Genomic DNA, 14,855 nt, shown 5'->3' with positions numbered 1-14,855 from the left:
ACGCTTCCGCATTCTTAATCTCAGGACATGAATCCCGATTCCGCTTTGGCACGCGGTTCCCAACCCTGTCTAACCCCTGGCTTTTTTGCCCCAACGGTAGCGGGTCATCGAGAAAAAGCGTGGACTAAGATTTATTCAAAAGAGGACGGGGGCCGAAATGCTTTTATTGCGTTTTGAAGCGCACATTATGCAGCTGAAAGCTATTGCGGTTCTTGCTCTCCTTTTGATGAGTCTTTCGGCCCTCTTTTATCCCGTTGCCGCAAGCGGGCCGGAATACAGGTTCTCGTACTACGTCATGCCGCTCTTCGCGCCCAGCCAGGCCAGCTCCGGCATCGTTCACGTCGGTTTTGCGTATCCGGAGGGAAGCCCGCCTTACGCACCGCGGCAGATCGCCTCTTATTACGGGTTTAGCGATCTCCCCATGTATCCCGGGCTCGGCGAGACCATAGTGATAGTCGACGCCTTCGGCTCCCCCACCATATACCGCGACCTCGCGGTGTTCGACTCCGTGTTTCAGCTGCCCCCAGCGAACTTGCAGGTGATCAGGTTACCCGGCCCCTCCAGCTCCACCCTCCAGGACAGGGAGGGATGGGCAGTGGAGACAAGCCTTGACGTCGAGTGGGCTCACGCCATGGCGCCATACGCTGACATAGTTTTGGTTGAGGCGAGCAGCGACTCTGTGCCCGCGCTTTATCGCGCGGTCGAGTTCGCCGTGGACATGCGCTTGGGGCAGGTGATATCCATGAGCTGGGGCCTGCCGGAGCCCTACGAAGAGCAGGTCACCGGGCCAGGTTCCATTTCTTCCTTCCACCAGCTCTTCGAGCAGGCAATTTCCGAGGGCATAACCCCGGTCGCTTCGTCAGGCGATGACGGGGCCTACAACGGCCTCGCGTATCCCAACGTCAACTATCCCGCTTCCGATCCCTACGTGCTCGCTGTGGGAGGGACAAACCTGACGCTTTCCTCATCGCAGTACGGCACACAGAGCTTGGATGGCGCTCACATAGCGAGCACTTCTGAGTACCTTTGGGTTGACAGCGGGGGAGGCGTCAGCAGCTACTTCGAGGAACCTTCATGGCAAAGCGACGCGGCTATCGAGGTAACCACCTCAACCGGCGCGGCCTTACCATCGGGTAGGGCGGTACCGGACGTGAGCTACGTCGCCATGTCGCCGTACGGCCCCACGGGATGGGCTGGCCTGTGGATATACGACAGCACCCCGTACGTAATTCAAGAGGAAAGCGCGAGCGGCCAGCTCACGACTTACGTGCTATCTGGGTGGTACGGGGTTGGAGGCACCAGCTGCGGGGCGCCTCAGTGGTCTGCCCTGATCGCCGACCTTCAATCCGAGCACGCGGGCGCCCTTGGCGCGCAGGCCCTCATAAGTGCCGTTGCGGGCCAAATGCCCAGCGCGGGCACCGTTCAATCGTCGGCGAGCGCTTTGCCCATAGCCGCCAAGATTTACTCTCTCAGCGAGTCTTATCAGCAGTACTTCAACGTCATCAAACCCTATTACGCGCTTAACAACAACGGCTACTACTATTACTCACCGGGATGGGACGCCATAACGGGATGGGGCTCCCCGCGGGCAACCGCCCTTCTTGAAGCTTTGGGCTCTTAAGCACGAACGCGCTAACGGGCCATAAGCTCGAGTTTTTGGGGTATGGTGGGGAGTTCTTCTCAATCAGGCATGCAGTGCCGTGACGGGTACCGAGAGCGGGGACGCGCGTGCCCATGGGACTTTGCTGGGAGTTTAAGAAGTCCGTTTAACGTGTCCAAGAGGGCCCAAGTCGGTTAGCCCTGGGCAGCGCTTTTGAGAAAGCGGAAGGCGCAAAAAGCGACCGTGAAAATTGGTGGGAGCGGATCAGCATAAGGGATGCGATCGTTGGACCCAATTACCCGCTTAACGTGCGGCCTATCGTGCTTGGCTTCATCCTTCGAGAATTACCCCGTAGCGCTTCCGAACCCAGGGAACAAGAGCGCCCCATCGTATTCGCTGTGCCCGCGCCAACGGTGGGGACCGGCGCGCGGAGGCGCTGTTTGCTCCCGTTATAGAAAGGCGGCCAGCTAAGGCCAGGGGCGTGGGTTCGCACGCCGGACTTGGCGGCTATTACTATGGCCACATCGGAGGCGTGCTCGACGGCATCGATCACGTTGTCGAGCCAGAGTATGAAGTCCTTCAGCTCGAGGAGGGTGAGTACGTCTAAGGAGTCTTTTCTTTCAAATATCTCCTCTAAAAGGCGCTCCTTAATCTCATCTCCCTCGTGCTCTTTCCTTTCCACGTCGACCGCTAACCTCACAGACTGCTTCGGATTTGAGAAGAGCAGGCTTACGCATTGCTCTAGAACTGACATGGCTTCCTCGCCCTTCTTCACCAGCGCCATGGGCTCCTCGTGAGAAAACGTCGTCCTGTACTCCACCGGATTGAGTGGGTACTGAGATATGACGCGGGAAGCGTCTTTCGAGTAGTCGGCTACGTCGTCGATTCCCTCCATTAGGTTTAGCAGGTCTTCCCTTATGCCGGCGAAGAACGCGCCCTCAGATATGATCATCATGCCCTTCCTGTGGATCTCGTCCACGGATTCCTCCTTCATCGATACCTTTTCGCTTTCGGCCTTGAGGACGGTCAAGTCTCCCGCGCTTAAGGCGGCTATCACCCCTTCCAGCGAATTCACTGTCTCGCTTGCGGCTTTGACTTCGTTTAGAATAAGTTCTTTTGTAGCAATCTCTTTTTTGCCAATAAAGCTAAGTTTGCCCAAACTTTTCTGCCACATTTTATCTAGAATATTTCGCGCGCTTTCTAATTTAAGCTTGATGTGAAATAAAGTGTTGATGGCGTGTTTGATTCGCTGAATTCTTCGATCCGGTGCGCTGAAGTATTCGATCCCTCTTTTTGCGTAGGGTTGTGCCTTAAGCGGCTTCCTGCCTTACGCCCGCCGGCATTACGAGGACAGCGGGCTCTTGTTTTTGCTCTTTAGGCTTCCCGCGAGTGAAACCTTGACGCCGTTGTCAGCCGTGGCGTTAGGCCCACGATCGCTCGATACCGCCCTAGCATCCCTCACTTGACAGCTATCTCTGGTATAATTGCCGCGTGCGGGCGCTCGACGCGCGGTTGCTAGGAATGAGCCGATCTTCCCGGTTTCGGGTCGGAGGGAAGGCTGCTGCGAAGACGCTTACGTGGTCTCCCTGCGGTTCCCCATGGCTTTTTATCTTAGTGCACGGGTAACGCCATTACACATGAAAATACGTAAGCCTTTGCGGTGCAGCGTGCATCGTGCACCGTAGGCGGCGAGTTGCATGATGAGAGCGAAAGGGCTTCTGGGCAAATAACGCGGTCACGGAGAAGGCTCAGGTGAAGCTTGAAGATGACTGAGGTATTGCAGGAACACTAATGGAGGTAGGGGTTTACGTTCGAGTTTGATCCAGCGAAGTACTCGGCAAGCGAGTTGCCTTAGCGGGTTGCCTCTTCGCGAGCACGCACCGTTTGCGTCGTCTCATCATGAGCGTTTGTCTTTCCCAGAGCAGTTGCGATGGGGTAGGTGGAGGGGCGTGAAGGGCTTCATTCGGATGAAAAAGTTCGGTGAGCGCACCACTTTTTGAAGCTGTGGGAAATGCAAGCCGCCGTGCTCCTCTAATCTCCATAGCTTTCTTCAATTACCTTGGCTCGAATCGGGTAAAGCGATATACTGAAGCGCCATACTGAAGCGCTATCCAGAAACGTAGACCGAGTTCGGTCCCACTACCACCCTTCCAGTTGGCGCGCTTATCGTCACAGCATCGCCCCTGCTGTTGTAAACCAACAAGCGGTCGCTTGTCCTGGCCGGATATACCCCCTCTATCGGTATGGGATCGTAGGGCTTTTCAATGGGCCTTACGCCTTCCAGCGACCCGTAGAGCGCGCCCCGAAGCGCGTTGAGGAAAATCTGGCTTGAAGGTGGCGTGGACACCCCTACGAGAGCCCCACTGCCCTCACACCTGCTCCACACCACCGCCTTTTGGTCTTCCTCCTTGTACGTCATCACGGCGTGGAGCTGGGCTCCCTCAACCCTGTAAGCCCTAGAGACCGTGCCTGAGCTGCCCAGCGGCGTTATGGGCCTTACCTGAGATATGCCAGTGACCTCTTCCCTGATGCCCAGCAGCGAGCTGAAGGCCGAGCGATCGCCGTACAAGTCCGCAGGAATCGATGAGACGATCGCGGTTCCCCCGCTCCCAACCCATTCCTCCAGCCTGCGGAGCACGTCGTCATCGAGCGCCGTCTCGTAGGGAAATAGCAGGAACCTGTACCTCTCCGCACCGTCCCTAAGCAGGTCCTCGTTGAGCAGGTCAAAGTCAGTTATCTCCCTTATCTTCCTCGAGGCCTCCAACTGCTCGCTTCCAAACCAGCTTGTTCCCATGTCCCTGGCGTTCTGAGATATCACCAGCCCGACCTCGGTGGTCGTCTTATGGTCGCCAGCTCTTCTGAGGAGATCTGGGGGAAGCGCGGAGAGGTTTGGCCTTTCCGTTCCCTCGAGGTCGCTGAAGAGGTTGTAGAAGTACTCATGCATGGCTCTCGCTCCCGAGGAGTAGGCGTTGAAGGCCCTTCCCACCTCTCCCCTCTCGTCGACGTAGGACGCGGGCTCCGTGGAAAAGTAACAGCCGTACGTTCTGGAAGCCGTGGATACCAGACGGGTGAGCATGAAGTTCGTCGCGTAGTCGCTGCCCTCGTTGGTTATCCTCACCCCCCTTCCGTGCTTAGCGGCGACCTTGCACTGCTGCGCGAAGGAAGAGGCGTGCTCGGGCTCATCTATGCCTCCCGTCACGAGGTAAGCGTCCCATTCCCATCCATCCAGGTTTGACAGCCACCAGTCCGCCCACGACGTCATGCTTTCCCTGTACCACTTGAAGAAGTCAGAAGCTGCCCTCGCGCTGGGCGCGTATGGGCGCTGAGGTATGAAGGGCCTTACCTCTTCCCAGGAGTAGGCGGTTTCCCAAGCGGCGTTTATGCCGCTCAGAGAGCCGTAATGGTAAAGCAGGAAATTCCTGAAGCTTTCTACCGCGTAGGGATCCCCTGCCCAGTATCCCCTGTGCCCATGGTACTCGCCTGGCCAGTTCCCGTAAACGGTCTGTATGGCCTCCCCGTAATCTCCAGATATGCCGATCAGCACGGACTCAATGGATTCCTCTCCCTCGTAGCGCTCGCGAAAAGCCGCAAGCAGCCTTTTCACCTGTTCCCTCAGGAAGGGGCTCCATATGGACTGGTTTCCTCCGGCCCTGTTGTGCTCCAGGCAAACGGAGGGAACCGATTTTGATGACCTAATGAACCATTCGGGCGTGCTGTACCAGGGACCCATGACCACAAAGGGAACCCACTTCAGCGACCTCCTCTTCAAGCTAGCTAGGTCCTCGTCAAAGAGGGAGAAGTCGAAGTTTCCCTCTTCCCTTCCCTCCACGTCCCTCCAGAGGACGTAGGTCTCAACGCTTGTAACGCCCGCTTCCTTCATCTTGACGAGCGCCGCGTCGGCCTTACCCGAGAATCCCTTATCCATCCCCACCACGAACTGCATAGCGTCACGTGGGCTTGCCTTTTAAACGTGCAAGGGCGCGGGTGGGCTTTTCAGATCAGTCCGCTTGATGGAAGCTCAGCCGTGACTGCATCGAAGACAAGGCCGGGAAGCGCTCGCTTTCCATGTAGATACCTTTCTCATATTTCAGAGGTCGGCAAGCGCGAAGCCCCATACGCTTGGCAGGGCAACGGCGAAATGGCTGGGAGAGGGACGGCGCAGCGCGAGCTGGAGAGCCTTTCCCTTGAGGGCACGGGCGCCGCCGAGGCCAAGATTGGTGGCTCGTTCCCTTAGGCGCTATCACCGGGATCCTGGCACTTGCCGGACTGAGGGGCGATGCCAATCCAATTGCGGTGGCAGCACGAGGTTTCGGCACGCCCTGCAGGCGATGGGCAAGCGGCTCAATCGCGCCGATGGCTTAACGATCACCTAAGAGGCGATCGCCGAACGCAAGCGGGTTGTTGTTAATCGTTACCGTAGGCACGGCCTACCATACGGAACTGAGGCGAGCCGTGCGTCCTCCGCGGGATGCGCTCGAGATCTGCGCCTAGATCATGAGGCTATGCTTGCTGCATGCTTTCTGGGCGATACAAGCTCTCGGTCGGCCTATCAGGCAAGGGATGGTAGCGCTTGTTGAGCTCATGAAAGGTGTGGTCGTGCCCGCGCTTCGTGAAGACGATTGCGCGAAGGGCAGGAAGCGAAACGAGGGCGGAACCTACCCGCAGGTGGCAACGCAGCAGGTGCTATGGTCGCCCTTTTAAGCGTGCTCGCGACATGCCTATGCGCGTCCTGCTGTTGACTTGCACCGCCGGATTTAGGCACAACTACCTGACCACGGCGGTTGAGGTGATCACCAGGATGGGAGACAGGGCCGGCTTTGAGGTCCACGCGACCGAGGACTGCTCTGAGCTTGGTCCTGGGATCAACTCTTACTCCTCGGTCATGTTTTTGACCACCGGGGAGCTACCCCTTTCCGACGAACAGAAGAACTCGCTTTTGGACTTCGTGGAGGGCGGAGGTGGATTCATAGGGGTTCATAACGCGGCGGATACCCTCTACTCCTTTCCCGAGTACCATGAGATGCTCGGAGGGACCTTCAACGGGCATCCTTGGACTGGAAAGATAAGGGCCATCGTGGAGGACCAAGGTCATCCGGCGACCAAGCACCTTCCCCAAGCCTTTGACACCGTGGAGGAGGTGTACACGTTTAGGGATTGGAGCCGCGATCGCACCCACGTCCTCATAAGGCTTGACAGCGCGTCCGTTGACTTGAGCAAGGGGAACAGGGAAGACGGAGACTACGCGCTGGCGTGGTGCCACGATTACGGCAGCGGAAGGGCATTTTACACCGCTTTCGGCCACTTCATAGACACGTGGAGGCAGGAATGGTTCCAGAAGCACCTCCTGGGCGCGATTCAATGGGCCTCCGAGGGGCTGGAGAGGGGGCGGGGAAAGGACGACTTCTGATGGAAGGCCTTATGCCTCACATGCCGCAAGGGCTAGGCGGAGTCCCTGAGCAGCGTTGGCTTTACCGGTTCTCCTGTCCTCGCGGATTCAAAAGCGGCCTCGATCACCGCTATGGCGTCGCGGGACTCCTCAGGCCTAACGGGGAGCTGCCCTCCCTCGTTCAAGGCCCTTGAAAGTTGCCTGTAGAAGTCCATCCAGTCCCCCTTGATCATCTTCACCTCTCCGTCCACGGAGACCCCCTTTCCCCTCAGGGCTATCCTTGCCTTATCCCATTCGGCTTGAAGACCGCCTTTCTCTCCAAGTATCCTCCACCTGGGCTTCTGCACCGCTTCTATGGACCCTGTCTCCACCATGAACTGCGTGTGCTCGAAATTCATGAGCACAAAGGAGTGCGTGTCAACGTCAACGTTCCAAACCCTTCCAACCTCCATCTTGGCGTAAACCGAGAGCAGCCTCTCCCTTACCAGCTGAAGGGCCTGATCGATGAGGTGAGCTCCCCAGTCGTAGAGCATGCCGCCGCCGAACCTCCTCTCCCTTCTCCAGCCGCGGGGTTCGCCGTATCCCTCGACCGTGGACTCGTAAAGAAACACTGGACCCAAGACCCCGCTTTCGACCACGGACTTGACTGTGAGGTAGTCGCCATCCCACCTCCTGTTTTGGAAAACGGTGAACGGGACGCCTGCCCTTCTGGACGCGTCAATCATGTCATCGGCCTCCTTTGCGGTTATGGCCATCGGTTTCTCGCACACGACCGCCTTTCCGCCCTCCAGTAACCTCACGACGATATCCCTGTGAGTTGAGTGCGGAGTAACCACGACAGCTCCATATACTTGCTCGTCGGCGATCAGATCTTCAAGACTGCCGTATCCCTTTGCCGATGGAAAATCTGCCTGGGCTTGCTTGACCCTTGATGGGTCGACGTCGTAAAACCCGACCAAGTTTAGCCCTGGCGTCGAGCTCAACGCGTTGGCGTGCAGCTTGCCCTCGCTGAACGCACCCCCGTAACCTATAACCGCAAACCCCTTACTCATACTGGGTTCGGCCAGAGATTTAAAAGGCGACCGCAGGCTTTGTTGTGAAGTTACGCGAATTTCGGGCTGCCTTGACGCGAGTTTTCCCTGCGGCGGCAGCCAACCCGCCGACGGTATTGAAGATTTGCGCTTTTTTAGGTCGACTCTTGCCGTTACAATAGGTTTATCAGTTTTTGCATGACTTATCGCGTGATAAGTCCTCGGTCGTGGCGCATTTTGCTAGACGGCCTCCACGCGGGCTTCCATCTCAGCTTGCCACGTGATGTTTCAGCGATTGAAGCTTCTGAGGTTCGGAGCAGCGCAGGTCATAAAAGCGCAGATGACCGCTCGATGGGCGTGCGGAAATCCCGCGTTAGGCTCTGGAGCTGTAAGAGAATGGCACATGGCTCTTCGGCAACGCGGGGTGGCGTTAAAAGCGCTTTATCTGCGGCGTTGGCAATCGCGCTCCTCACGGCATTTCTAAGCTCGCCTCAGGGCGCCCTTGCGGCTCAGGCAAGCAGCTCTTCGGATTATCCCACTCTTAGCGCGGAGCTGGATCAGCCCCTACTGATAAAGTTCATGGGCCCAACTTCATATCAGAACCCCCTGAATACGAGCCAGGTTGAGGTAAATGCGTACTTTGATGCGTCTTCTGGCTCCATTTCCTTGCCCTGTTATCCGTATTCCGTTGGCGTGTGGGCTGTGAGGTTTACGCCGCTGCAGCAAGAGGACTACAGTTACAAGGTCGTGATGAGGAACTCCTCCGGACCTTCTTGATCGCCAGCGGGGAGATACGCGTTCTGCCTGCTCCTACGCATATGGCTTTTGTAATGGCTGGTAGTCATTACTTCTATGCGGGCAGCAAGCCCATCTTTATGGTGGGCGAAGACGTCGCGTGGGCTTCGTCGCCGGGAAACCTTACGGGCGGTTGGGAGTACTACGTGGGAAAGCTGGCCGAGAACGGAGGCAACTGGGTAAGGCTCTGGAGCCCTTACGCGGCCACGTGGTTCAGCGCCAACTACAGCTCTTTGCTGGATTTCGCCATGGAGCATGGAGTTTACGTTCAGTTCTGCCTTTTCAGCCCTTATGCCACTGGGAGCTTCTCAAAAGGCCCCGAGTGGGCTCAGGTGACCCCGGCAGCCTTCTTCTCCTCGCCAAAGATGATAAAGCTGGAAGAGTTCTGGATAAGAAGCCTCATAGGTAGGTACTCCGCCTTTCCTAACCTCTTTTCTTGGGAGCTCTTCAACGAGGTCGACGCTAGTCCGGGCTACAACCTCACGATGGTTGCGGCCTGGGCAAAAACTATGGTCAGCTACATAGAGGCAAACGACCCATATCATCACATGATAACCATAAGCGTGAGCAACCCAGTAAACGGCTTTCCGCTTTTTTCCATACCGGGGATTTCTTACGCGCAGCTTCACCTGTACGGCTCCGGCCCATACGCCATACCCGGAAACCTGAGCTACTGGATCGGTAGATATCAGGCATTTCACAAGCCCATACTTGTTGCGGAGTTTGGGGCAAGCTACAAGGGTCCAGTGCAGGACCCCGCGGGGGTTTCGCTGGAGCTGGGCCTGTGGTCAGCCCTGGCCAGCGGGTCCGCGGGCACGGCGATGACGTGGTGGTGGGACAGCTTTGTGGACCCCAATGACCTCTACTTCTACTTCCGCTCGGTTGAGAACGTGATTGGGGAGCTTAACTTCAGCGACTTCTCCCCGGCTTCTGTGCAATATAGGGGCGGCCTCTCCCCGTTCGTAAGCGCCATCTCCAACGGCACCGCCGCCTTGATATATGCGGTGAACCCAGAAATCGCGCAAAATTGGATGAACTATTATGCTCGCTATTGGCTTCCCGAGACCACGTTGAACGTCACTGTGGGCATGAGCCCTGGTAGCTACGAGGTGGAGTTTTGGGATCCCGTGACGGGCATGGTTTCACGGGCGTTTCGTTACCTCGTCGGACAGCAGGGCAGGCTGACCCTTCAGTTGAATTTCAGCGCCGCTCTTGTGGTGACGATCACCCCGAGCGCCTACCTAGGGACAATGACACCTGGATCGGAAAGGGTCCTGGTGGTTTCCTCAAACGAGGAACGGTTGGTAGTTTATAACGTGTGCGGAAGAGCGGTCGCCGTTCTGCATCCCTCCGTGGGTAACGACAGCGTTGTGCTGCCCGTAGGTCGGTATGAAGCACAAGGCATTTGGTTTAACTTGACTGCTGGTACATCTCCTTACGTGCTGAACCCGGAGGCCGCGCGCGAAGCCCAGTTCGTTCAGGAAGCCGCTTTCGTGGTCGCCGTGTTTGCGATCATGGCCATTTCCGCCCTTCTCGTGCACGAGAGAGGGAAGGGAAAGAGGAGAGTGCTACGGGCGGAGGCTTATGGGGCTGCCGGAGAGGAAGCGAAGGGCGAAGAGAGCGCCACAAATATGTATAATCGCCTGCTGGGCTACTACTCCTTGAACATGGGCTTTGAGAGGGGCGCGAGGAAGTTAGAGGCACAAATAGCTGAAAAGATGGCAGAGGGAATGTCTCGTGATGATGCCATAAGGGCAATTTATGAGGAGGTCATGGGTCGACGGACATCATAACGCGCTCTGTTGCCGCGCAGTTACCGGGTATTACGTCTTTTTTACCTCGCTTCTCCATGAGGGATCGCTTGGAAGAGCTAAAAGTAGATTTCAATATGCAATTTCACCATGTGTAAGCACATTTCTCGAGATTTTCGAATGATGCGGAAGCACCGGAGGTCAGAAAAAATTTTTCGGGCAATAAAACCGTTGTTTGAGTTGTTCCGAGGCGCCGGAAAAGTGCTAACCTAGTAAAGGAGGGACAGGTAACGCCAAAGGGGGATAACTCGGAAACGACCCTGATGGATATATGCGGACTGCTGAGACCGCTTGAATAGGGTTTTCGATCATCTGATCAAGCTCAACGATCTCGTTGTATTTTTGCCTTTCCTCCTCTTCCACCAGCGACCCTCGGTACCTTTGGGATCAGCCTAATGGCAGGCGCGTGCCCGAGCTTATGAACGGGAAACTCCCATAAAATTTTGCAAGCGCAGCCTTCGCATCCCTATTCCTGAAACCTCTCAAGTTTGCCCATCGCTTCTGCTTCTCCGTAACCTGCACGGAAAGTTGCGGCCCCTCAAGCTCGATGGCGAACGGCACCATCTTTCCCTTGATGACATCATGGGTCCCCTTTTCGTACTTTGAACGAACCCTCCTGCGTTACCAATGCGATATCGTTGCTGGGAGCCGTTGCTGTAGTCGTCTGGAATGGTTCGGAGTGTGGGATTCGCTGTTTCGTCGCGGTCTTGTTCTCGCCGACTTTCTCGAGATAGGAAGCCTTCCGCGGTCGAGCCTCTGTAGCACATAGCCTTGCTCCCCGCGTCCCTTGCATGGCGATTCACCCCGTCGCTTTTCCCTCAAGCGGGAGGCATGCCCCTTGCCCTCGATCGCGCTCTATATTATGAGGTGCATAAAGGGCAAGGTTAGCTCGCAGCCGCTCAAAATTAGGACTAATTTATGAAGGCATATTTGCATAGTGAATTGAGGGAGTTGGTTGGGAATAAGGGACTTAAAATTACGAGGTCTAATGGCAAGTTCTTGCAGGGAAATTCACGTGCTTGGGCCGTAATCATCGAGCACACCATCTGTGAGGACGGGGTCAGTTTACGTGCAGATGATGCCGGTTTACACCGCAGCCTTGGTTATGCCTTTTGACAGTTGCATTGGGTTAAGGTTGTCTCGGCTGAAGCCCGGGGCCCTTATCTCAGCGACCTCCCTGTTAACCAGCGTGGGAGGGATCCTCCCCTCCTTGAAGGCCAACAGGTTTTCCACCACGAGTTCCGCCATTCCGTGTCTTGACTCGTATGTGGCGCTTGCGGCGTGAGGAGCCAACACCGCGTTTTTAAACGCGGTAAGGGGATGATTCTGGGGAAGGGGCTCCTGCTCGTACACGTCAAGGCCCACGCCAGCTATCATGCCATCCCTTAGCGCTTGCACTAGGGCATCGGTATCTATGAGTGCTCCCCTTCCCGTGTTGACAAGTATCGCAGACCTTTTCATGAGCTTTAGCGCCTCTGAGTTTATTATGTGCCATGTCTCTTTGTTCAGGGGAAGGTTAAGCGATATCACGTCGGAGGTCATAAGTAGGTAGTTTAGCGAGGCGTAATTGATCCCTGACCTCTCAGCTTCCTCGTGCTTTGACCTGCTCCAGTAGATTACGCGCATGCCGAAGCCCTTTCCTATTTCGGCAACGCGCCTCCCTATCCTTCCAAGTCCCACCACGCCCAGGACCTTGCCCTTCAGCTCCATGCCAATTAGCATGGTGGGGTGCCAGCTTGTGGAGGTCCTCTGCCACTCGCCATATCTCACGAAATGATCGCCTTCCACAACGCGCCTCGCCACCGACATTATGAGAGCCCAGGTGAACTCGGCCGTTGCCTCGGTCAGGACGTCTGGGGTGTTCGTGACGTAGATGCCGCGATTGGTGGCGCAACTCAAGTCCACGTTGTCAAAGCCCACGGCGTACTGGGCTATTATCCTTGCCCTTGCCCCGCTTAAAACGCCGCAGTCGACCTTATCGCTGAGCAGCGTGACGAGGGCATCTGCCTCCTTGGCCTTAGCGACGATAACGTCATAGGGAGGGGCTTGGTAACGGTCCCATATTTCAACCTCAAACTCCTCGGCAAGCCTTGAGTGGACGTCATCGAAAAGCGCCCTGCTAAGGAAGAGCGTTGGTTTTTCCATGAGTCAGTTTGGAGATACCTTTTACCCTTATCGCGACAAGGGGAGAAGGGCCAGAACCTAGGGGTTACGGCCCACGCGGTTTGCGGGACACCGAGGAATTTTCCGGTATTTCATGATGATATCCTCATCGGGCGCTCGCGCATGGCGCCGAGCTCGAGCGAGCACCGCCGCATGGGCCTGACGGTGCCAATGGTTGCAGTTTTCCCAGTGGGCTATGTGGCGTTTGCATTGGTCGCAGGCAAAATCAGCCGTAAGGTTAAAGCTACCGTGCTGATATATGCAGCATGGCTGACTTCTCCTCCACGGAGCACATGTATTTCTGGATCTTTGTGGGGAGTAGAGGTGGAAGGATGAGGCTGTGCATAATGAGAAAGCTCATGGAAAGACCTGCAAACGTCAACCAGCTGGCCAAAGAGCTGAACGTCAACTACAGGACCGTGCTTCATCATCTCGAGATTCTGGAAAAGAACGGGCTCATAAGGTCGGAGGGGCCAAGGTACGGTGCCCTGTATTTCGTGTCAGATATTGTTGACGCGAATTCCGATTGGTTTAAGAACGTGTTAGGTAAGCTTAATGAGGCCAGTGGGGATTCGCGTTGATGGGTATTTACTGGATTTCTGATATAGTGCTTTCCCTGATGTCAGCCGCTATAGCTTGCCTCGTTTTCGCCTTCTACCTGACGCAGCTGCTCAGAAATCGGTCAAAGTTCGTGTATGGCCTTGTGCTCCTATCAGGCGCCTTGTTTGCGGAGAGCCTTCTGGCATCGTTCATGTACTTCAAGTTCTCGACCGAGTATGGGGCGGAGCTGGCCATACCCCTGATGGGGATAACGTCACTCACGTTAATAGCTCTGGCATCCTTTGCCTACGTGGTCAGGCAATGAGCTAGCCCATGCTACCTTTCTCTTTAAAAAACGATCAGTTGAAAACGTGTTACATTTACGTGATTTCACGAATAGCTAGGAGGCTGGTAACCCGGCGCGGCTGAGGTCAGCGGCGTTGGGGCAACCTTCCAGATTTCGTGAGCGATGAGCCAAGTCCCGCTCGTGACGTTGTACTGGTAAGTCAAGGTCTCGTTCACGTTCAGCAGCACCGCCTTTGGTGATGGTGAGCTGGCCGAACTGAATGGGAAGACAAGGAACTGAAGCGTGCCGCTTACGGTGGCCGTGGTCCCCGTAACCGAAACGGTGGGCGGTACTTCCGCGTACCAAAGCACGTACTCGTAGGCGTTTGAGAACTTGTTCCACACAGCAGCGATCTGGCTTAGGCCCGTGTAGTTCCCGTGAAGGGGCCCACCTATCCAGGTGAGTTCGGCGTTTGGCGAGTACTGCTGGGATATCAGCGTCACGTTCTCGATGGATATGTCGTTCCAGTGAGAGTAGCCGTCGGCTAGCAGTTGAGCCTTTATTAGAGATGGCTGTCCAGGATAACCAGATATCACGCTTTGAAGCGTTATGGGCTTCACGGACCAGACCTCGCTTACTATGGTGAACGCTGGCACCGCCTTTGCCAAAAGCAGGTTCTCGGTTACGTTCAACACGAACACGTTCTCTGGATCAGAGCTCGGGGCGACCAAGAACTGGACCGGCGCTGAAACCGAGTAGTAGGATGAGTTAACTTGGCTCACGGTTGGAGGAACGACGGTGTACCAGTACACGGTTTCGTAGAGGTTCGTGAACTTTGTCCAAACGGCGCTTATCTCGCTTATACCAAGGTAGGTGCCCGTCAAAGGGCCTCCCACCCAACGAAGCGTTGCGGATGGGGAGTAGGAGCTGTCGATCAGCGTGGTGTTCTCTATGGCTATGTAGTTCCAATGGGCCATGGCGGCGGCCAGGGCTGACTGAGCGTAGGTGCCCTGCAGCGATGAGTTGATGGCTGAGAGCTTGGCGCTTAATTGCAAGTTGGTAGAGTTAAGCGATGAAACCTCATCGCGTAGCTGACTTATCTTTTCGTTGTCTGCGGACTGAACCGAGTAATACATTGCTGCAAATGCAGCGGTTGTGACCAGTAGAACCAGAGCTATAACCGACAAGATCATTAGCTTCGCGTTCATTTTTATTCATAGCCCATCATCCATAGGCTAAAACG

At 56.0% G+C, this 14,855-nt stretch carries 12 protein-coding genes; 7 read left to right on the top strand and 5 right to left on the bottom strand.

The window, feature by feature from the left end; translation table 11 throughout:
* Positions 1 to 187 precede the first annotated feature (187 nt).
* On the top strand, positions 188 to 1,621 hold the full coding sequence (locus PRZ02_RS05810) for a S53 family peptidase (RefSeq protein WP_449464891.1): 1,434 nt from the start codon (positions 188 to 190) through the stop codon (positions 1,619 to 1,621).
* 274 nt (positions 1,622 to 1,895) lie between these two features.
* Here PRZ02_RS05810 and PRZ02_RS05805 read toward each other — a convergent pair whose 3' ends face one another.
* Together PRZ02_RS05805 and PRZ02_RS05800 are read right to left on the bottom strand one after the other, a co-directional pair.
* Positions 1,896 to 2,774: a DUF47 domain-containing protein gene (locus PRZ02_RS05805; protein WP_449464890.1), complete on the bottom strand. Its 879-nt coding sequence runs from the start codon at positions 2,772 to 2,774 to the stop codon at positions 1,896 to 1,898.
* A 933-nt stretch (positions 2,775 to 3,707) separates the two neighbouring features.
* Positions 3,708 to 5,543 carry a family 14 glycosylhydrolase gene (locus tag PRZ02_RS05800; RefSeq protein ID WP_449464889.1) on the bottom strand — a complete coding sequence of 612 codons (1,836 nt, stop codon included), beginning with the start codon at positions 5,541 to 5,543 and terminating at the stop codon, positions 3,708 to 3,710.
* An 81-nt stretch (positions 5,544 to 5,624) separates the two neighbouring features.
* Here PRZ02_RS05800 and PRZ02_RS05795 point away from each other — a divergent pair, with 81 nt between their 5' ends.
* Positions 5,625 to 5,834 (top strand): hypothetical protein, encoded by a 210-nt coding sequence (locus PRZ02_RS05795; protein ID WP_449464888.1) that lies wholly within the window; start codon positions 5,625 to 5,627, stop codon positions 5,832 to 5,834.
* Positions 5,835 to 6,320: 486 nt separating this feature from the next.
* Complete coding sequence (locus PRZ02_RS05790; protein WP_449464887.1) at positions 6,321 to 7,007, top strand: ThuA domain-containing protein; 687 nt, start codon at positions 6,321 to 6,323, stop codon at positions 7,005 to 7,007.
* Positions 7,008 to 7,039: 32 nt separating this feature from the next.
* Here the strand turns inward: PRZ02_RS05790 and PRZ02_RS05785 are convergent, their stop codons facing one another.
* The gene (locus PRZ02_RS05785; protein ID WP_449464886.1) at positions 7,040 to 8,038 is read right to left on the bottom strand and encodes a Gfo/Idh/MocA family protein; all 999 of its coding nucleotides are present in this window, start codon (positions 8,036 to 8,038) and stop codon (positions 7,040 to 7,042) included.
* A 375-nt stretch (positions 8,039 to 8,413) separates the two neighbouring features.
* Between PRZ02_RS05785 and PRZ02_RS05780 the strand changes: the two genes are divergently transcribed.
* Entirely contained in the window at positions 8,414 to 8,794 is a 381-nt protein-coding gene (locus PRZ02_RS05780) for a DUF5060 domain-containing protein (RefSeq protein ID WP_449464885.1), read from the top strand.
* Positions 8,795 to 8,847: 53 nt separating this feature from the next.
* The gene (locus PRZ02_RS05775) at positions 8,848 to 10,605 is read left to right on the top strand and encodes a hypothetical protein (RefSeq protein ID WP_449464884.1); all 1,758 of its coding nucleotides are present in this window, start codon (positions 8,848 to 8,850) and stop codon (positions 10,603 to 10,605) included.
* 1,104 nt (positions 10,606 to 11,709) lie between these two features.
* On the opposite strand, the gene gyaR is transcribed toward PRZ02_RS05775, so the two are convergent.
* Positions 11,710 to 12,768, bottom strand: coding sequence for a glyoxylate reductase (gyaR, locus tag PRZ02_RS05770; protein ID WP_449464883.1), 1,059 nt, complete (start codon positions 12,766 to 12,768; stop codon positions 11,710 to 11,712).
* A 284-nt stretch (positions 12,769 to 13,052) separates the two neighbouring features.
* On the opposite strand from gyaR, the gene PRZ02_RS05765 reads away from it, so the two are divergent.
* A complete protein-coding gene (locus tag PRZ02_RS05765; RefSeq protein ID WP_449464882.1) occupies positions 13,053 to 13,367 on the top strand; it encodes an ArsR/SmtB family transcription factor in 315 nt (104 codons plus the stop codon).
* Entirely contained in the window at positions 13,364 to 13,651 is a 288-nt protein-coding gene (locus tag PRZ02_RS05760; protein ID WP_449464881.1) for a hypothetical protein, read from the top strand. The genes PRZ02_RS05765 and PRZ02_RS05760 overlap by 4 nt, the downstream gene beginning before the upstream one ends.
* 65 nt (positions 13,652 to 13,716) lie before the next feature.
* Here the strand turns inward: PRZ02_RS05760 and PRZ02_RS05755 are convergent, their stop codons facing one another.
* Positions 13,717 to 14,820: a hypothetical protein gene (locus tag PRZ02_RS05755; RefSeq protein ID WP_449464880.1), complete on the bottom strand. Its 1,104-nt coding sequence runs from the start codon at positions 14,818 to 14,820 to the stop codon at positions 13,717 to 13,719.
* Positions 14,821 to 14,855 lie beyond the last annotated feature (35 nt).

The organism is Tardisphaera saccharovorans (genome assembly GCF_046635845.1).
Lineage (GTDB): Archaea > Thermoproteota > Thermoprotei_A > Marsarchaeales > UBA168 > UBA168.
Note: the sequence above shows the minus strand (reverse complement) of the source record. Positions and strands in the feature narration are given on the sequence as shown.